This is a genomic window from Arthrobacter sp. 1088, from assembly GCF_031455315.1.
Lineage (GTDB): Bacteria > Actinomycetota > Actinomycetes > Actinomycetales > Micrococcaceae > Arthrobacter.
The window spans coordinates 1-17,727 of sequence record NZ_JAVDSM010000019.1 but is presented as its reverse complement, the minus strand read 5'-3'; the positions used below and the strand labels follow the sequence as shown (position 1 = coordinate 17,727).

Genomic DNA, 17,727 nt, shown 5'->3' with positions numbered 1-17,727 from the left:
CAAAGTGCTGTACTCTGGTTTCATGGCAACCACCCCAGAGCTCATTGACCGTCCCCGGGTTCTCGTCGTCGGCGGCGGCTACGTCGGCCTGTACGTAGCCCTTAAACTGCAGAAGAAGATCGCGAATGCAGGTGGCATCGTCACCGTCGTAGATCCACTGCCCTACATGACGTACCAGCCGTTCCTCCCCGAGGTCGCTGGTGGCAACATCGAGGCACGCCACGCCGTCGTCTCCCACCGTCAGCACCTCAAGCAGACCGAACTCATCCAGGGCCGCGTCACCAGCATCGACCACGCAAACCGCACTGCGGTCGTGGCTCCTGCCAATGGTGAAGCTCCGTTCGAGGTTCCGTACTTCGACGTCGTCATCGCAGCCGGTGCCATCACCCGCACGTTCCCCATCAAGGGCCTCGCTGACAAGGGCATCGGCCTGAAGACCATTGAGGAAGCCGTAGCACTTCGCAACAAGGTGCTGGAGCGCATCGAAGCCGCTTCCACCATGACGGACCCCGCAGAGCGCGCCAAGGCCCTCACCTTCGTGGTTGTCGGTGGCGGTTTTGCAGGCATCGAATGCCTCACCGAAATGGAAGACCTCGCCCGCGCAGCGGTCAAGAACAACCCGCGTGTCCGCCAGGAAGAAGTCCGCTTCATCCTCGTCGAAGCCATGGGCCGCATCATGCCCGAGGTCACCGCATCCCAGGCCGAGTGGGTCGTAGAGCACCTGCGTAGCCGCGACATCGAGGTCCTCCTCAACACCTCCCTGGACAGTGCAGAGGGCAACCTCAAGCTGATCAACCTCCCGGACAAGACGTCCGCCGGTGAAGTCGAAGCTGACACCCTCGTGTGGGCTGCCGGTGTGCAGGCCAACCCGATGATCCGCTCAACGGACTTCCCGCTGGAACCGCGAGGCCGTGTCCGCGTCCTCCCGGACCTCCGTATTGCCGGCGACGAAGGCATTGTCGAGAACGCCTGGGCAGCTGGCGACATCGCCGCTGTTCCGGACCTCACGGGCAAGGGCCTGCCGGACGGTACCTGTGTGCCGAATGCCCAGCACGCGCTCCGCCAGGCAAAGAAGCTCGCCAAGAACCTGTGGGCTTCCCGCTGGGACAAGCCGCTGCACGATTACAAGCACAAGAACCTTGGTGCTGTTGCCGGCTTCGGCGAGTGGAAGGGCGTTGCCAACATCAACCTGCTCGGCCGCATCGGCCTCAAGGGCGGCCTCGCATGGCTGGCACACCGTGGCTACCACGGAATGGCGATGCCCACGGTTGAGCGCAAGTTCCGCGTGATCTTCGGCTGGATCCTGGCCTTCTTTGCTGGCCGCGACACCACGCAGCTGATTGACCTGGACAACCCACGTGGCGCATTCGTTGCAGCTGCAACCCCGGCCCCCAAGCCGGCTGCTGCACCTGCACCGGCTCCCGCGCCTGCTGTTGCGGAAAAGCCTGCCGAGGACAAGACTCCGGTATCGGCTGACGCCAAGTAGTACACGTCCGACGACGGCTGCTCCCTCAGGGGAGTGGCCGTCGTCGTTTAAGCTGTTGCCATGCCTGGCGAAACCGATCTGAAGACCCTCCTGGAGTCCCTGCATCCTGTCATCAGGGATGGTGACTATGTGTACGCTCTCTGGCCGCACGGCAAACCGCTGGAAGGCGACATCGAGGCCGCCGTCCGGGAGGCCGAAGGTTTGACCGTGGTGCTGCGGCGGGACGAAGCGGACAGGCTTGGTCTTTCCTACGATTTCGTGGCCGCCTGGATCACGCTCCAGATCCATTCCGCCTTGGAAGCCGTGGGTTTGACGGCGGCCGTGAGTGCGGCGCTGACGCACGCAGGCATCAGCTGCAACGTCCTGGCGGGCTTTCATCATGACCACCTGCTGGTCCCCGTAGCGGAAGCGGACCGAGCGCTGGACGTGCTGCGTTTGCTGGCCCGGGGAGTGGTCCTGCGGACGGAGCGGCCAGAAGACCGTCCTGAAATCCTGGAACTGACCGCCCGGGCCTTTTCGGTGTCTCCAGTGACCGGCGAACCGGTCCAGGGGACGCCCTTGGAGGTTGGCTTGCTGCGCGAGCTCTTCGAGTGCGACGAGTACATTCCAGAGTTGAGCATCGTAGCTGAGATCGGCGGGGACATTGTTGGCCACGCCATCAGTACCCGTGGCTGGATCGGCGACCTGGAACTTGTGGGATTGGGTCCCATCGGAGTGCTTCCCCAGTTTCAGCGACGCGGCGTCGGCTCGGCCCTCATGCGTGAAACCGCCGCGCGTGCCACGGCGGCAGGGGAGCCTGCCATAGCTTTGTTGGGCAGCCCCCTCTACTACCCGCGCTTCGGCTACGTGCCCGCCACCTCCCTGGGTGTGGAACCGCCCGAGGCTGCCTGGGGCGATCACTTCCAGCTGCTGCCGCTTCCGGCATGGCCCGACGGCGTTCGGGGGACCTTTCGCTACGCGGCGCCATTCGAACGCGTGTAGCTGGGATACCATGGTGCGGGCGCCCCAGTAGCCCAATTGGCAGAGGCAGCGGACTTAAAATCCGCGTGTTGTGGGTTCGAGTCCCACCTGGGGCACAAATGGAAGGGGAGGAGGTTACCTCTCCTTCCATTTTCTTGCCCCAGTTTATTGGCCGCATTCTTCATACACTTTTCCCAGCAGGCTCGCAGATTCCCCACAGGCAACGAGTGTTATAGGGATGTGACCTGAATCACTTATCTTCCCGGATCAATTGCACTAGTTTGAGTCTTAATCAGGAACACCTGAGTTATCGCATCAAAGGCAGTTCGCACCTTTCGATCGAGGAGACAACGAATGTTTGATCTTTCCCAAGCGGCGCCCCGAGCCGCCAAGCTTACAGCGCTTGGCATTGGGGTTGCCCTCCTGGCCACAGCTTGTGGTGGGTCCTCCACGCCAAGCCAGACCGGGTCCAGTTCCGCCGCCGCTGCAGGCATCTCCTGCCCGGCTCCGAGTGCAGGGGCGGGAGCCGGCAACAGCCAGGCTGCTACCAACACGGGACCCGTACCTCCCTCGACCACCACTACCGCCACTCCTCTCAAGCTTGGATCGCTGCTGCCGACGACGGGGTCGCTCGCGTTCCTCGGCCCACCCGAAATCGCTGGCGTCAACCTCGGTATCAAGGAAGTCAATGATGCCGGCGGCGTTCTGGGCGCTCCTGTTGCCGTTGTGCACCGTGACTCCGGTGACACCAAGACCGACATCGCAACCCAGTCCACCACCGCACTCCTGGGCCAGGGCGTGAGCGCAATCATCGGTGCAGCTTCGTCCGGTGTTTCCAAGACTGTTATCAACCAGATCACGGGCGCTGGGGTCATCCAGTTCTCGCCGGCGAACACGTCCCCTGACTTCACTACATGGGACGACAAGGGCCTGTACTGGCGTACTGCTCCCTCCGACGTCCTGCAGGGCAAGGTCCTCGGCAACTACATGGCTACCTGTGGTGCGCAGACCGTGGGCATGATCGTCCTCAACGACGCCTACGGCACGGGCCTGCAGAAGAACGTCAAGGAAGCCTTTGAGGCTGCTGGCGGCAAGGTTGTAGCCGAGGAACTCTTCAACGAGGGTGACTCGCAGTTCAGCAGCCAGGTGGACAAGGTCATCGCCGCCAAGCCCGACGCCATCGCACTGATCACCTTCGACCAGGCAAAGAGCATCGTCCCCCTGATCACCGGCAAGGGAATCAAGCCCACGCAGCTGTTCATGGTTGACGGCAACACCTCGGACTACAGCAAGGACTTCCAGGCCGGCACCTTGAAGGGCGCACAGGGAACCATCCCCGGTACGTTCGCCAAGGACGCCTTCAAGCAGAAGCTCCTAGCCATCGATCCTGCACTGAAGGATTACAGCTACGCAGGCGAGTCCTACGACGCCGTGAACCTGATCTCGCTGGCCTCTGAAGCTGCCAAGAGCACCAAGGGCACGGACATTGCAGCCAAGCTCAAGGACGTTTCCCAAGGTGGCGAGAAGTGCACCGACTTCGCCTCCTGCGTAACCCTGCTTCGCCAGGGCAAGGACATCGACTACGACGGCCAGTCGGGTCCGGTAACGTTCTCCGACGCCGGTGACCCCACCGAGGCGTACATCGGTATCTACGAATACCAGGACAACAACACCTACAAGCCGGTCCGCGAAGAGTTCGGCAAGCTCTAAGCCAAATCCTGACCAGACCGCAACCGGAACAGGTCCCCTACCTTTCGGAAGGGGACCTGTTCTGCTTCATAGGGGTGTGTTGTGGGGCAACGGCCGCACATGAAGGAGGGCCCTGGGTATACCCAAGGCCCTCCGTGCGTGTGTGATACGGCTCCTAGACCTCGTCGGCCAGGGTTCCCAGGTACAACTGGATGACCTTGGGGTCCTTCATGAGTTCGCGACCCGTGCCCGTGTAGGCGTCCTTCCCTTGGTCCAGGACATAGCCGCGGTCGCAGATCTGCAGGCAGCGGCGGGCGTTCTGTTCCACCATGATGACTGAGACGCCGGCGCGGTTGATCTCATGGACCCGCAGGAACGTCTCGTCCTGCTTGACGGGGGAGAGGCCCGCCGATGGCTCGTCGAGCAGGAGTACCGCGGGATCCATCATGAGTGCCCGCCCCATGGCTACCATCTGACGCTCCCCGCCTGAGAGGGAACCGGCCCGCTGGGCACGTCGCTTGGCCAGTTCGGGGAAGAGGCTGGCAACGAAGTCGAACCGCTCGGCGAAGTCCTTGGGCCGCTGGAACATGCCCATCTGGAGGTTCTCTTCGATGGTGAGCGTGGCGAAGACGTTGTTGGTCTGGGGTACAAAGCCGACGCCCTGCGTGACAAGCTTGTTGGCCTTCAGGCCGGTGAGATCCTGCCCTCTGACCACCACAGTGCCGGAGTGGACCTTGACCAGGCCGAACATGGCTTTCAGCAGGGTGGACTTACCGGCGCCGTTGGGGCCGATAATTCCAATCAGTTCGCCCTTGCGGGCCTCGATGGAGCAACCATTGAGGATGTTGACGCCGGGAATGTAGCCAGCCACCAGGTTGGTGACTTTGACGACGGAATCGCTGGCGGGTGCATCTGCTGAGGCGGGCATTGCGCTGGTGCTGCTCATTTCCCGTCCTCCTTCTTGGTTTCTACGATGTCGGAGAGGATACCTGCGTCTTCCGTTCCCACCACCGACTCTTCGTCGGCCTCAAGTTCTGCCTCGAGCACCTTGATGCCTTCTGCGTCGCCGAGGTCGACGTCATGGTGTGCGCCGAGGTAGGCGTCGATCACGGCAGGGTTCTTCATGACCTCGCCGGGAGGCCCTTCGGCCACGATCTTTCCTTCTGCCATGACTACTACCCAGTCTGCGATGTGGCGGACCATGTTCATGTCGTGCTCGACGAACAGGACGGTCATGCCTTCAGCCTTGAGGTTCTTGATGTGGTCCAGGAGGGACTGGGTCAGTGCCGGGTTCACGCCGGCCATCGGCTCGTCGAGCATGACGAGCTTGGGCCTGACCATCAGGGACCGTGCCATTTCCAGGAGCTTACGCTGGCCGCCGGAGAGTGAAGCGGCGTAGTCATCCTTCTTGGTGTCCAGCTTGAACTTCTCCAAGAGCACGTGTGCCTGTGCTGTGATCTCCTTCTCGCGGCCACCCCAGATGCCCTTGAACAGGGCTTTGGAAAGACGCTCGCCTGGCTGGTCCGCGGCACCGAGCCGCATGTTTTCCATGACTGTCAGCTTGCCCATGACTTTGGTCAGCTGGAATGTCCGCACCATGCCCATGCGTGCCACTTTGTAGGACGAGACGCCGGCAATGCTGTTTCCTTCGAACTGCCACTTGCCCGTGTTTGGCGTGTCGAAGCCGGTGAGCAGGTTGAACAGTGTGGTCTTGCCGGCACCGTTCGGCCCGATCAATGCAGTGATCTTGTGGCGCGGAATTTCCAGGTATTCCACGTCCACGGCGTTGATGCCGCCGAAGGAACGGGTGACGTTTTCGGCCACGACGATCGGATCGCGCTTTTTGCAGCCGGGGGTGTTTTCCCCGACCGCAATGGGGCGGGAATCGGTCATGTAGTCGATGCCTGCCTCGTCGCTTGGCGTAGCGCGGTGGGCAGAACTACCACTGCTGGAAGGCGTAGCTGGGTTCATTGGGTTGTTGCTGTTGTGTTCGTTGGTCTCACTCATGCGAAAGCAAGCTCCTTCTTATTGCCGAAGACGCCTTGCGGGCGGAAGATCATCAGGAGCATCAGGGCCACACCAACAAGGATGTAGCGCAGCTGGCCGGCCTGAACGGTGGTCAGCCAGGTGATGACTCCGGATTCGATGAGCCCATAAAGCAGGCTCTGTGTCAGCGAGAGCACTACCCAGAAGATCATGGCTCCGATCACCGGGCCCAGGACGGTTGCCATGCCGCCGAGCAGGAGACAGGTCCAGAGGAAGAACGTGAGCTCCGTGCCGTAGTTGGATGGTTGGACGGCGCCGCGGGGGAGAGTGAAGATCATGCCTGCAAGGGCACCCAGGATGCCGCCGATGATAAGGGCCTGCATCTTGTAGGAGTAGACGTTCTTACCTAGTGACCGAACGGCATTCTCGTCCTCGCGGATGCCCTTCAGGACGCGGCCCCATGGGCTGCGCATCAGCAACCAGACAAGCAGGCAGCAGATAATGACCAGGCCCCAACCGACAACGCGGATGAAGAAGTCACGGTTGTTCATGCCCATGTAGGACCCCTCGGGGAAGGGATTCATGGAGTAGAAGCCACCCTCGAACGCGGCCAGTCCGTTTGCCGAACCCGTGACGCTGGTGAGCTGGTTGGTGGTGACAACGTAGCGCACAATTTCTGCTGCTGCGATCGTGACGATAGCGAGGTAGTCCGCCCGCAAGCGCAGGGTCGGAATGCCCAGGATAAAGGCGAAGATCACCGAACACAGGACCGCGATAAGCAGCCCGATGAAGAACGGCGTCTTGAAGGTCAACGTGGAGATGGCGAAGCCGTAGGCTCCCACTGCCATGAATCCGGCCTGGCCGAAGTTCAAAAGGCCTGAGTAGCCGAAGTGGACGGCGAGGCCCAGAGCAGCAAGTGCGTAGGCCGCCGTCGTCGGGCTGAACAATTCGCCAAGGGCGCTGGAAAGAATAAATCCGAAGTCCATGGCCCGCTCCTAACCCACACGCTCACGCCGGCCGAGGATACCCTGCGGTCGGAACAGAAGGACAACAATCATGATGAACAGGGCGCCAACGTACTTGAGGTCGGCGGGGAGGCCAAAGACAGTCGTCAACTCCACGAAGATCCCGACGACGATGGAGCCGATCAGGGCACCGAAGACAGTTCCCAGGCCACCGAGCGTCACGCCGGCGAAGATGAGCAGCAGGATTTGCGAGCCCATGTCGAAGGTCACGCCGGGCCGGTAGTAGGCCCACAGGATGCCGCCGAGGGAAGCGAGGACGCCGCCAACAATCCACACGAGCCGGATGACCGAGTCGACGTCGATGCCGGAAGCAGCCGCCAGGGCAGGATTGTCCGCCACCGCCCGGGTTGCTTTGCCCAGACGGGTCTTCAACAGGACGATGCCGATCAGGGCAATCACCACGGCACTGATCAACAGGGACCACAGGTTGTTCGGAGAGATGGAGATGGGCCCGATCTGGACCTCTGCGCTTTGGGCTCCGGGCAGCTGTTGGGTGGCGCCGCCGAAGAAGAACTGGATGACGTAGCGGATAGCCAGTGCCAGGCCGATGCTGACAATCATCATGGGCACCAGGCCCGAGCCGCGCCGTCGCAGAGGCCGCCAGAGCCCGGCATCCTGGACATACCCGAAGAGCCCGCCGCCGATCAGCGAGAGCAGGATGGCCAGCCAGAACGGCAAACCAAAACCGTTGAACATGAATACCAGGACAGCGCCCATGGTTACCATCTCGCCGTGGGCGAAGTTGGTAAGGCCTGTGGTACCGAAGATGAGGGACAATCCCACGGAGGCAAGTGCCAGGAGCAGGCCGAAGCTCAGTCCTGCAACGAGGCGATTGAGGAGGTTTTGGCCAAAGTCCTGCTGCTGGACGACGATGCCTTTGCCGAACGCGAAGATCACCGACAGGTTGGACGTTTGGTTGAACGTGACATCGCGGGGATTTTCCTGGCCGTCGGCCAGTTTGATGCCCTCCGGCAAGGTGGAGGTATCCAGCTCAACCCTGTACGTGCCCTGCACCGGGACGCCGATGCTCCAGGCGCCGTTGGCTCCGGAGGTTGCTTCGCCTTCGAATCCGTTGCCCGAGGCCTTGATCTTCACGCCCGGTATGGGAGCACGGGCGTCGTCGCGGAGGAAGCCGCTGATATTGTTCTGGAAATTCGTTGGGGATGGCGAAGGCGAGGGGGTGGTAGCCTCCGCCGAAGGGGCGGCGATCAACAGAGTGGCAATGAGGGCTGCGAAGAACGCCCCCACGGCTCTCTGCAGTCCCTTGGACCGTCTCATGGACGGGTCGCGCAGTGTGCTTCTCAAAATGGAAACCTCCACAGTGGGGGTGGTCCCGGCTGCGCCATTGCAGCCGGTGCGAACGGTCATGGGGCTTGTGAACAGTTCTTGCCTAGCTGCCTCGATTGTGATCTAAGTCACCCATGTGTGGCCTATGTTACCGCTCGGTGCGGCTAAAAAATGCACAGCATAGAGGTCAGAAGATCGCGATCGGATAACAACTGTGAAGCTATAGGCAACAAGCAATCTTCCACATTCGTGTCACGGTTGAGTTTCGTCTGGGTGAACAAGGGAACTTTCCCTGCCTTGGGCGCGTGGTAATTGGTACCGTGAATTATCACTTAGCCCTTTTTCAGGAGGACACCCGCAATGGCACTTGGCGGAAACCCTATCTTCAACGGAAAGAATTTCCGTGGAGCCAAACAGGCACCGCCTGTTCCGCAAAATCCGTACTCCAACCCGTACGGCCAACAGTTTAACCAGGCACCTGGCCGCGCGCCCGGACAGGTCCTCGACGCCCAGTCAGCTTGGTCCGCTCCGCAGCAGAACATGACCAACGAACAACTGCAGCAGATGTACAACCAGCCTGCAGCAGGACCCGCCGAAACCGGGCGGATGACCTACGACGACGTCATCATGAAGACCGTCGCGTGCCTTGTGGCCCTGGTCGTCGGCGCCGGCATCACGCTCTTTGTGGCTCCGGGCCTGTCCACGATGCTCATGATTGTCGGTGCACTGGGCGGTTTCGTCCTGGCACTGGTCAATACCTTCAAGAAGCAGCCTTCTCCCGCGCTGATCCTGGCCTATGCGGGCCTTGAGGGACTCTTCCTCGGTGGCCTGACCCGGATTCTTGACGGAATGTTCCCGGGCGTGGGCCTCCAAGCGGTCATCGGCACGCTGGCCGTCTTCGGCGTTACGCTGCTGCTGTTCAAGAGCGGTAAGGTCCGCGCAACGCCCAAGATGGTGCGCTTCTTCATGATCGCCACCATCGGCTACGCGGTCTTTGCGCTGATCAACCTCGTCATGATGTGGACCGGCGCGGTCCAGGAACCGTTCGGCCTGCGCACGAGTATCACGATTGCAGGCATCCCGCTGGGTGTCTTCATCGGCATCCTGGCGATTGGCCTGGCAGCTTTCTCGCTCATCATGGACTTCACCAGCATCGAAGAAGGCGTCCGTGCCGGCGCCCCGGAGCGCTACTCCTGGATCGCTGCCTTCGGCCTGACCGTCACCCTGGTTTGGCTCTACGTCGAAATCATTCGGCTCCTGGCGATTCTGCGCGGCGACGACTAAGTCCGCCCGGGTTCAGGAAAAATGCCCCCGAAATTATTTCGGGGGCATTTTTTTGTCTAAACGGGTTCAACCATGGGCGCCGTCCCAGAAGGCCTCAACCCAGGCGTTCGAAAACAACAGCCATTCCCTGGCCGCCTCCCACGCATAATGTGGCCAGGCCAAGGGTTCCGTCGCGTTCTTTCAAGCCATTGAGGAGCGTAGTGGTCATGCGTGCTCCAGTCATGCCGAAGGGGTGGCCCAAGGCAATGGCGCCGCCGTGGACGTTGAGCTTCTGTGGGTCGATGCCCAGTTCACGGGCGCTGGCAACCACTTGAACCGCAAAGGCTTCGTTGAGTTCCACGAGGTCGATATCGTCAATCGTCAGTCCTGCCAGTGCCAACGCCCGCCGCGTTGACTCAACTGGCCCCATGCCCATGAGTTCGGGTGAGAGGGCTGAAACGGCGGTGGAGACAACGCGCGCGAGCGGTTGTAGTCCAAGCTCGCGCGCACGGGAGTCACTCATGACCAGGACGGCGGCGGCACCATCGTTCAAGGGGCACGCATTGCCCGCGGTTACTGTACCTTGGGGCCGGAAAACGGGCTCCAGGGCGGATACGGCTTCCAAGGTCACTCCTGCCCTCGGGGAGTCATCCTGCTCAACCAGGGTCCCGTCCTTGCGCGTGTATGGTGTGATTTCGCGGGCGTAGAAGCCCGAGGCGATGGCAGCTTCGGCGCGATTCTGGCTCAGCACGCCCCACTCGTCCTGCTCTGCCCGGCCTATTCCGTAGCTGGTGGCCACATTCTCGGCTGTCTGGCCCATGGCGATATAGATATCGGGAAGCCTCCCGCCAAGCCGCGGATCCGTCCAGGGAATGTTCGACGCCGCCCGGGCAGCTGTCCGCTGGGCTGCTGATTCGAAAAGTGGGTTGCGGTTGCCGGCATCGGTCTGTCCGGCCCCTGCCCAATTCTGGTATCTCGAGACACTTTCCACGCCGGCCGAGACGATCGCGTTCGCTTCACCGGCCTTGATGGCGTGGAATGCCATGCGAAGAGTCTGGAGGCTGGACGCGCAGAACCGGTTGATGGTCGCCGCCGGTACGCGGTCCAGTCCTGCAAGGACAGCGACGACGCCGGCCATGTTGGAGCCCGCTTCGCCGCTGGGTTCGGCGCATCCCAGGAGGATGTCATCAAGGCCGCCTCCATCTTCGGCGGCAGGATCGAAACCTGGAACTTTCGCGAGTGCGGCCTGCACCATGGCGGTTGCAAGGTCGTCGGGGCGTTCGTCCTTGAGGGAGCCTTTGAAGGCCCGCCCGATTGGACTTCTGGCAGTGGAAACGATGACAGCCTCAGTCATGGCCCCAGCTTACGCCCGGCATCTGGGATGAAGACGGGCGTAAGCCTGGGCCGTCAAGCCAAGCGAAGGGCGCCTGCTGCCGGAGTCACCGTGAAGATGTCAGGGGCGGTAAAGCCGCTCTCAGTGAAGGAACGCACGACGGCGTCGCGCACCTGCTGCTCCCGGCCTGCCGGAGTCAGGGCGATGGCAGAGCCGCCGAAACCTCCGCCGGTCATGCGGGCGCCGATCGCGCCGTTGGCCCTGGATGTCTCCACCGCGAGGTCCAGCTCAGGGCAGGAGATCTCGAAGTCGTCGCGCATGGACACGTGGCTGGCGTCCAGCAACGCACCAATGCTGGCCGGGCCTTCGCTGTTGAGGGTTTCCACGGTCTGGAGTACCCGGTCGTTTTCGGTGACGACGTGCCGGACCCTGCGAAGGGTTGTCTCATCCAGCAAGCCCGCGGCTTCCTCCAAAGATTCCACGCCGACGTCGCGCAGGGCTTTGACACCGAGAATTTCGGCACCCAACTCGCAGGAGGCACGCCTGGAGGCGTAACCGCCGTCGGCGTGTGAATGCGACACCTTCGTGTCGATGACCAGCAGGACCAGGCCCGATGCCTCGGCGTCGAAGGGGACAAGGTCAACGTGCTGGTCCCGGCAATCCAGGAACACGGCATGACCCTTGGCTCCGCGCAGCGAAGCTGACTGGTCCATGATGCCGGTGGGTGCGCCGACGAACACGTTCTCAGCGCGCTGGGTGGCGAGCACCAGGTCCTCTGCGCCTAAACCTGCCCCTGTGAGGTCGTTGAGGGCGGAAATGACGGCACATTCGATCGCGTGGGAGGACGAGAGCCCCGCACCCAGCGGCACGTCCGAATCGAGCAGCAGGTCAAAACCGGGAACGTCGATGCCACGCTCTTTCAAAGCCCAGGCAACGCCGAGCGGGTAGCGCGACCAACCGTTGCCGGATCCCGGCTCCAGGCTTGAGAGATCCGCCTCCACCAAGCCGTGGCCACCGAACAGGGACAGCAGCCGCACTGTGGAGTCCGTACGAACCCGAACAGCCACCTTGGCCGTCTTATCAATGGCGAACGGCAGGACGAAGCCCTCGTTGTAATCCGTGTGTTCACCGATCAGGTTCACGCGCCCCGGTGCCTGCCACACGCCGTCGGGAACTGAGCCGAAAGTTTCCTGGAAGCGGGCCGAAAGCACGCTGGTGTCAGTGGTGGTGCTCATGCTCGGGTGCCTTCCAGGGTGTCGGTCAACTGCGTGGTGTCGGCGGCTGCGGCGACATCGCGGAGTCGCTGCGCCACAGCTTCGGGGGTGGTGTCATTGATGAACGCGCCCATGGCTGCTTCGGAGCCTGCCAGGTACTTGAGCTTATCGGCAGCGCGGCGCGGTGAAGTCAGCTGCAGGTGCAACTGGCCGGCGGGGCGCAGGACCGGGTCCAGCGGTGCCTGGTGCCAGGCGGAGATATACGGCATGGGTGTGGGGTAGAGGGCATCAAGCCGCTTCAGCAGATCCAGGTAGACGTGGGAGAGCTCGTCGCGTTCTTCACCCGTCAGGGCCGCGAGGTCAGGGACGCTGCGGTGGGGGACCAGATGGATTTCCAGAGGCCAGCGGGCGGCAAAAGGCACGTAGGCACTGAAGTGCTTGGCTTCGAGGACCATGCGGCTGCCATCCTCGCGTTCTGCTTTGAGCAGTGACGCGCCGAGCGTTTCTTTCGCGTCGACGTCGTCGTAGTATTTGCGGGCTACCGCGCCCAGAGTGGCAGCCCGGGGCGTGACGTAGGGGTAGGCGTAAATCTGGCCGTGGGGGTGGTGCAGCGTGACTCCGATATCGGCGCCGCGGTTCTCGAAGGGGAAGACCTGCTTGATGCCGGGCAGGGCACTTAACGCCTCTGTACGTTGCGCCCATGCCTCGATGACGGTGCGGGCGCGGGTCTCTCCCAATTCGGCGAAGGATCCGGTGTGCTGCGGCGTGAAGGCCACAACTTCGCAGCGACCGAAGGCGGGCCCGGTGACCCCGTGGCCGGCGAGTCCGTTGCGGGGGATCTCCGGGATGTCGCCCAGTGCCGGTCCCAGCGAGGGGAATCGGTTTTCGAACACCACGACGTCGTAATCCGGGGCGGGGATCTCGGATGGGTTATCAGCAGTGGTGGGGCAGATAGGACATTGGTGGGCCGGGGGGAGGTGGGTGCGGCTTTGGCGATGGGCGGCCACAGCTACCCATTCGCCGGACAGGGCGTCGTATCTGACCTCTCCGGGCTCGCCACGGGCCGGAAGCCCGCGGTGGTCCACCAGCGAGTCCGGTGTGCGCTCGGGAGTTCCGGGGTCGTCAAAGTAGATCAACTCACGGCTGTCAGCGAGGCGGGTGTGGGTCATACGGATCATGGGTTCATCATCCCACAAAGTAATCAAAAACGCATAGTTTCAAACAAAAGTTAACAAGTTGATCCGGGAAAGTGAGCAGGCATGCAGTACGGTATTGCCATGCCTGCCTCTCCGCCCCCTGCATCGTTGCCAGACGCCCAAAGCCCGGCCGAATCAGCACCCCGCCGCTTCGCCACCGGCCGCCAATTCGAGCTTCGAAGGGACGATGCGCTCGCCGTCGTGACCGAGCTTGCTGCAGGCCTTCGGCTGTACTCCCGCGGAGGCGTCCAACTCACCGAAAGTTACGGTGACGCCGAGATTCCGCCAGGCGCCACAGGCATCACGCTCGCCCCGTGGGCCAACCGGGTGGAGGATGGCGTCTGGTACCTCAACGGCAAGAAGCAGCAGCTCGATATCACCGAGGTCTCACGCAACAACGCCAGCCACGGCCTTCTCCGCAACACGGGCTACACCCTGGTGGACGAGTCCGAGTTCTCGGTGACACTGGAAGCAACTGTCTTCCCCCAGCACGGATACCCTTTCCTTGTCCGGCACATCGTTCGGTATGAGCTCGACGAAAACCTGGACCTTCGTGTCTCACAGACGATGGTCAACGATTCCCGGGACGATGCTCCCGTGGTCCTGGGCGCCCACCCCTATCTCCGGCTGGGGGAGGTGGCCGCCGAAGATTTGGTCCTGACCGTCAAGGCAGCCACCCGCCTGGTAGCGGACGAGCGATTGATTCCCCGCAGCACCGCTGCGGTGGAGGGCGACTTTGACCTTTCCGGAGGTCGGGCGCTGGGCAGCTTGGACATTGACGTCGCCTTGACGGACCTGACGTTCGACGGCGGTGTGGCCCGCCATACGCTGACCGCGCCGGATGGACGCAGCGTGTCGCTGGAGCAGGACAAGAACTGCCAGTATGTCCACGTGTTCGTCACGGACACCTTCCCTGGCCGATCAAAAGTAGTCGCTATTGAGCCCATGACCGGTCCAGCCAACGCCTTTAACAGCGGGGATGGCTTGCGTTGGCTTGCGCCGGGGGAGACCTTCACCATGGCTTGGGGGATTACCGCCTCCCTCTAGGCCACCTGCGCGGCGGGCCGGTTTCCCATACAGGGCGGGCTGCGGAATTATGGGTTCATGACGCCAACACCGGACGCCAAATCACGTTCTGACCGACAAATAGCCCAGGACATTCCCTACGGGGTGCGCATTGCGGCCGCATGGTCGTGGCGCATGGGCCTGATCCTGCTGATGATCGGCGCTCTGGTCTGGCTGCTGGGCAAGGTCAGCTTCCTCATCATTCCGGTGATGGTGGCGGCTCTCCTGGCCGGACTCCTCTACCCGGTGGTGCTCTGGCTGCGCAAGCGGAATCTGCCCAACGGTGCGGCGGTGGCCATCACAGTGTTGGGTTTCATCGGGGTTATCGGGGGTGCCCTTGCGCTGGTCGGCAGGCAACTTGTCTCAGGATTCGGGGAGCTTTGGACCGAGGCGCTTACAGGAATCCAGCAGATCCAGGACTGGCTGTCTGCCGGCCCCCTGCACCTTACAGCAGACCAAATTGACCAGTACATTTCCGACGGCGTCACAGCCCTGCAGGACAACAGCAGCAGCATCCTTAGCGGTGCCCTGTCCTTTGGCAGCACGGCCGGGCACTTTGCCGCCGGATTGGTCCTGGCCCTGTTCATCCTGATCTTCTTCCTGCTCGAAGGCAGCCGTATCTGGGGCTTCCTGGTCCGGCTCCTGCCCAAGACAGCCCGAAGGGCCGCTGATGGTGCCGGACGGCGCGGCTGGACCTCCATGGTCAGCTATGTGCGGATCCAGATGTTCGTTGCTTTCGTCGACGCCGTGGGCATCGGGGCCGGTGCCGCGATCATCCAGGTTCCGCTCGCGCTTCCGCTTGCGGTCCTGGTGTTCATTGGTTCGTTCATTCCCGTGGTGGGTGCGCTGGTTACCGGTGCGATTGCCGTCCTGCTGGCCCTTGTGGCGAACGGACCCGTGAATGCGCTGATCATGCTGGCCATCGTCCTGCTGGTCCAGCAGCTTGAAAGCCACATCCTGCAGCCGCTGGTCATGGGTAAGGCTGTGGCCCTCCATCCCGTGGCAGTGATCCTTTCGGTAGCTGCCGGATCCTATCTCGCGGGCATTCCCGGAGCATTGTTCGCAGTTCCGCTGCTCGCCGTAGTAAACACGGCGGTTCGCTACATTGCCGGCCGGACGTGGGAACATGATGAAGGATTGGGCGCGGCCGAGCTGCAGCCTGGAGACGCATCGTCGGAAACTGATGGCGACTCCAACTTCAAGGAAGTCCACCTTCCTGGAGCCGGATCCCGCAGCGGCAGCAGCGCTGCCGGCAAGACCAAGGCCGCAGATAACACCTCCGTCCAGGAGCCTGCAGTTGACACCAACAAAGGAGAATAGTCAGTGAATACCCTCGATACCCTGCCCGTCACGCTGGACGATGTCCTCAAGGCGCAGGAGCTGCTCGAGGGCATTATTACCAGGACTCCAGTGGAGTCGTCCCGTGCGCTGGGCAGCCTCGTGGGCGGCAATGTCTTCTTCAAATGCGAGAATCTGCAGCGTGCCGGATCCTTCAAGGTCCGCGGCGCCTACGTACGGATGGCACGCCTGACTGATGCCGAAAAGAAGCGCGGAGTGGTGGCTGCCTCTGCAGGCAACCACGCCCAGGGCGTAGCCGTAGCCGCAAAGAGCCTTGGCATCAACGCGCGCATCTATATGCCGCTCGGTGTCGCGCTGCCCAAGCTTGCAGCAACGCGCAGCCATGGCGCCGAAGTCATCCTTCACGGCCACAACGTGGATGAGGCTTTGGCTGAAGCCCAGCGCTACGCCAACGAAACAGGCGCAGTCTTTGTGCACCCCTTTGACAACGTGGACGTCGTCGCCGGCCAGGGCACCATCGGACTGGAGATCCTGGACCAGATCCCCAACGTGGACACCATCCTCATGGGCGTCGGCGGCGGCGGACTGCTTGCAGGCGTCGCAGTGGCCATCAAGGCACGGGCCAAAGAGCTCGGCCGCGAGATCCGCGTCATCGGAGTGCAGGCCGAAAACGCGGCCGCTTATCCTCCGTCCCTCGCTGCGGACGCCCTGGTGCCGCTGAAAAAGGTTTCCACCATGGCTGATGGCATCGCAGTAGGCCGGCCAGGGCAACTTCCTTTCAGCATCATCCGCGAGCTCGTGGACGATGTTGTGACTGTGAGCGAGGATTCCCTTGCCCGGGCCCTGATCTTCCTGCTGGAACGGGCCAAGATGGTCGTGGAGCCGGCAGGCGCGGTGGGAGTAGCCGCCCTGATGGATGGCAAGATCGAAAACCCGGGGAACACCGCCGTCGTGCTTTCCGGCGGCAACATCGATCCGATGCTGATGCTCAAGGTCATCCAGCGCGGTCTGTCGGCTGCGGGCCGGTTCATGACGGTTCGAATGATGCTGGATGACCGCCCGGGCTCACTGGCGACGATCGCCCGAATCATTGCCGAAAACGACGCCAATGTCACAGGCCTGGACCACACGCGCCTGGGTGGTTCCATCAGCATGGGCGATGTCTCCATCACCATCAACCTGGAAACGAAGGGCCACGAACATGGCGAGCAGGTCCTCGGCGCCTTGAGGGCCGAAGGCTTCCAGCCGATCGTGGTGCACTGACGGGAGTCGCGGACATGGTGCTCGAAACGCCTGATGGATCCAAGGCCGAGGCCAAGGAGACACTCGCGGGCCGAGCCAAGGGCGGCCTGCTGTTCATGGGCAGCTTCGTGATCCTGCTGTACGTCATCGAGTTCCTGAACACGCTGATGAGGCATGGCCTTAACGGTACTTTCGGGCTTCGTTCCCGCAGCATGGACGGAGTGCTGGACATCCTGACGTTCCCGCTGCTGCATGCGAACCTCAACCACTTGCTGTCCAACACCCTGCCTCTCATCATCTTCGGTTTCCTGGTTTTCCTGGCCGGTATCAGGGTCTTCCTCACAGCCTTGGCCTTCAGCTGGCTGGGTTCAGGCCTGATGGTATGGCTGATTGGTGGAGGAGGAGTCACGGTGGGGGCGTCAGGGCTGGTCTTCGGGTTCTTCGCGTTCCTGCTGGTCAGGGGATTCTTCAACAGGAACTGGTGGCAGATTCTGCTGTCCGTGGTCCTCTTCATGGCGTACGGCAGCATCCTCTTCGGGGTGCTGCCCACCGTCATGGGCTTTATTTCGTGGCAGGCCCATTTGGGTGGGGCCATTGGAGGGATTATCGCGGCCCTCCTGTTGCGTCCCAAGTCCAAGTTCGCAGCCTGAGCCAACTAGGTCGCAGCAGAGCGCGTTTTGAA

At 62.3% G+C, this 17,727-nt stretch carries 15 protein-coding genes and 1 tRNA gene; 9 read left to right on the top strand and 7 right to left on the bottom strand.

All coding sequences use genetic code 11. The features are described from left to right. Positions 1 to 22: 22 nt before the first annotated feature. The 4 genes from J2Y41_RS21615 (at position 23) to J2Y41_RS21600 (ending at position 4,156) form a co-directional block, all read left to right on the top strand. The gene (locus J2Y41_RS21615; protein ID WP_224166808.1) at positions 23 to 1,486 is read left to right on the top strand and encodes an NAD(P)/FAD-dependent oxidoreductase; all 1,464 of its coding nucleotides are present in this window, start codon (positions 23 to 25) and stop codon (positions 1,484 to 1,486) included. Positions 1,487 to 1,546: 60 nt separating this feature from the next. Further along, positions 1,547 to 2,467: an N-acetyltransferase gene (locus J2Y41_RS21610; RefSeq protein ID WP_309931616.1), complete on the top strand. Its 921-nt coding sequence runs from the start codon at positions 1,547 to 1,549 to the stop codon at positions 2,465 to 2,467. A gap of 21 nt (positions 2,468 to 2,488) precedes the next feature. After that, positions 2,489 to 2,562: transfer RNA gene (locus tag J2Y41_RS21605), tRNA-Leu, on the top strand. 238 nt (positions 2,563 to 2,800) lie between these two features. Continuing rightward, complete coding sequence (locus J2Y41_RS21600; RefSeq protein ID WP_224166810.1) at positions 2,801 to 4,156, top strand: ABC transporter substrate-binding protein; 1,356 nt, start codon at positions 2,801 to 2,803, stop codon at positions 4,154 to 4,156. Between the two features lie 154 nt (positions 4,157 to 4,310). Here J2Y41_RS21600 and J2Y41_RS21595 read toward each other — a convergent pair whose 3' ends face one another. The 4 genes from J2Y41_RS21595 to J2Y41_RS21580 are packed head-to-tail and all read right to left on the bottom strand — an operon-like array spanning position 4,311 to position 8,514. Further along, positions 4,311 to 5,081 carry an ABC transporter ATP-binding protein gene (locus J2Y41_RS21595; RefSeq protein WP_224091581.1) on the bottom strand — a complete coding sequence of 257 codons (771 nt, stop codon included), beginning with the start codon at positions 5,079 to 5,081 and terminating at the stop codon, positions 4,311 to 4,313. Beyond that, positions 5,078 to 6,142, bottom strand: a complete 1,065-nt coding sequence (locus J2Y41_RS21590) for an ABC transporter ATP-binding protein (RefSeq protein ID WP_396133576.1) — start codon at positions 6,140 to 6,142, stop codon at positions 5,078 to 5,080. The genes J2Y41_RS21595 and J2Y41_RS21590 overlap by 4 nt, the downstream gene beginning before the upstream one ends. After that, a complete protein-coding gene (locus tag J2Y41_RS21585) occupies positions 6,139 to 7,107 on the bottom strand; it encodes a branched-chain amino acid ABC transporter permease (RefSeq protein ID WP_216924904.1) in 969 nt (322 codons plus the stop codon). The genes J2Y41_RS21590 and J2Y41_RS21585 overlap by 4 nt, the downstream gene beginning before the upstream one ends. Before the next feature lie 9 nt (positions 7,108 to 7,116). Beyond that, positions 7,117 to 8,514: a branched-chain amino acid ABC transporter permease gene (locus J2Y41_RS21580; RefSeq protein ID WP_224166811.1), complete on the bottom strand. Its 1,398-nt coding sequence runs from the start codon at positions 8,512 to 8,514 to the stop codon at positions 7,117 to 7,119. Positions 8,515 to 8,793: 279 nt separating this feature from the next. On the opposite strand from J2Y41_RS21580, the gene J2Y41_RS21575 reads away from it, so the two are divergent. Further along, the gene (locus tag J2Y41_RS21575) at positions 8,794 to 9,717 is read left to right on the top strand and encodes a Bax inhibitor-1/YccA family protein (RefSeq protein ID WP_224091585.1); all 924 of its coding nucleotides are present in this window, start codon (positions 8,794 to 8,796) and stop codon (positions 9,715 to 9,717) included. Positions 9,718 to 9,811: 94 nt separating this feature from the next. Here J2Y41_RS21575 and J2Y41_RS21570 read toward each other — a convergent pair whose 3' ends face one another. Genes J2Y41_RS21570 through galT form a run of 3 tightly spaced genes read right to left on the bottom strand, consistent with a single transcriptional unit; the run spans position 9,812 to position 13,421 of the window. Then, the gene (locus tag J2Y41_RS21570) at positions 9,812 to 11,050 is read right to left on the bottom strand and encodes an acetyl-CoA C-acetyltransferase (protein WP_309931610.1); all 1,239 of its coding nucleotides are present in this window, start codon (positions 11,048 to 11,050) and stop codon (positions 9,812 to 9,814) included. Positions 11,051 to 11,103: 53 nt separating this feature from the next. Continuing rightward, positions 11,104 to 12,264: a galactokinase gene (galK, locus tag J2Y41_RS21565; RefSeq protein ID WP_309931608.1), complete on the bottom strand. Its 1,161-nt coding sequence runs from the start codon at positions 12,262 to 12,264 to the stop codon at positions 11,104 to 11,106. Then, the gene (gene galT / locus J2Y41_RS21560; protein ID WP_309931605.1) at positions 12,261 to 13,421 is read right to left on the bottom strand and encodes a galactose-1-phosphate uridylyltransferase; all 1,161 of its coding nucleotides are present in this window, start codon (positions 13,419 to 13,421) and stop codon (positions 12,261 to 12,263) included. The genes galK and galT overlap by 4 nt, the downstream gene beginning before the upstream one ends. Positions 13,422 to 13,520: 99 nt before the next feature. Here galT and J2Y41_RS21555 point away from each other — a divergent pair, with 99 nt between their 5' ends. The 4 genes from J2Y41_RS21555 to J2Y41_RS21540 are packed head-to-tail and all read left to right on the top strand — an operon-like array spanning position 13,521 to position 17,695. Next, positions 13,521 to 14,486: an aldose 1-epimerase family protein gene (locus J2Y41_RS21555; protein WP_309931604.1), complete on the top strand. Its 966-nt coding sequence runs from the start codon at positions 13,521 to 13,523 to the stop codon at positions 14,484 to 14,486. Between the two features lie 57 nt (positions 14,487 to 14,543). Continuing rightward, positions 14,544 to 15,824 (top strand): AI-2E family transporter, encoded by a 1,281-nt coding sequence (locus J2Y41_RS21550; RefSeq protein ID WP_224166816.1) that lies wholly within the window; start codon positions 14,544 to 14,546, stop codon positions 15,822 to 15,824. A gap of 3 nt (positions 15,825 to 15,827) precedes the next feature. Then, on the top strand, positions 15,828 to 17,066 hold the full coding sequence (ilvA, locus tag J2Y41_RS21545; protein ID WP_309931600.1) for a threonine ammonia-lyase: 1,239 nt from the start codon (positions 15,828 to 15,830) through the stop codon (positions 17,064 to 17,066). Between the two features lie 14 nt (positions 17,067 to 17,080). Continuing rightward, on the top strand, positions 17,081 to 17,695 hold the full coding sequence (locus J2Y41_RS21540; RefSeq protein ID WP_309931598.1) for a rhomboid family intramembrane serine protease: 615 nt from the start codon (positions 17,081 to 17,083) through the stop codon (positions 17,693 to 17,695). The last annotated feature ends 32 nt before the right edge of the window (positions 17,696 to 17,727 follow it).

Bases quoted from the DNA above. Each gene is read 5' to 3' on its own strand.
- J2Y41_RS21615 (WP_224166808.1), top strand. From the start codon at position 23: ATGGCAACCACCCCAGAGCTCATTGACCGTCCCCGGGTTCTCGTCGTC.
- J2Y41_RS21610 (WP_309931616.1), top strand. From the start codon at position 1,547: ATGCCTGGCGAAACCGATCTGAAGACCCTCCTGGAGTCCCTGCATCCT.
- J2Y41_RS21600 (WP_224166810.1), top strand. From the start codon at position 2,801: ATGTTTGATCTTTCCCAAGCGGCGCCCCGAGCCGCCAAGCTTACAGCG.
- J2Y41_RS21595 (WP_224091581.1), bottom strand. From the start codon at position 5,081: ATGAGCAGCACCAGCGCAATGCCCGCCTCAGCAGATGCACCCGCCAGC.
- J2Y41_RS21590 (WP_396133576.1), bottom strand. From the start codon at position 6,142: ATGAGTGAGACCAACGAACACAACAGCAACAACCCAATGAACCCAGCT.
- J2Y41_RS21585 (WP_216924904.1), bottom strand. From the start codon at position 7,107: ATGGACTTCGGATTTATTCTTTCCAGCGCCCTTGGCGAATTGTTCAGC.
- J2Y41_RS21580 (WP_224166811.1), bottom strand. From the start codon at position 8,514: ATGACCGTTCGCACCGGCTGCAATGGCGCAGCCGGGACCACCCCCACT.
- J2Y41_RS21575 (WP_224091585.1), top strand. From the start codon at position 8,794: ATGGCACTTGGCGGAAACCCTATCTTCAACGGAAAGAATTTCCGTGGA.
- J2Y41_RS21570 (WP_309931610.1), bottom strand. From the start codon at position 11,050: ATGACTGAGGCTGTCATCGTTTCCACTGCCAGAAGTCCAATCGGGCGG.
- galK (WP_309931608.1), bottom strand. From the start codon at position 12,264: ATGAGCACCACCACTGACACCAGCGTGCTTTCGGCCCGCTTCCAGGAA.
- galT (WP_309931605.1), bottom strand. From the start codon at position 13,421: ATGATCCGTATGACCCACACCCGCCTCGCTGACAGCCGTGAGTTGATC.
- J2Y41_RS21555 (WP_309931604.1), top strand. From the start codon at position 13,521: ATGCCTGCCTCTCCGCCCCCTGCATCGTTGCCAGACGCCCAAAGCCCG.
- J2Y41_RS21550 (WP_224166816.1), top strand. From the start codon at position 14,544: ATGACGCCAACACCGGACGCCAAATCACGTTCTGACCGACAAATAGCC.
- J2Y41_RS21540 (WP_309931598.1), top strand. From the start codon at position 17,081: ATGGTGCTCGAAACGCCTGATGGATCCAAGGCCGAGGCCAAGGAGACA.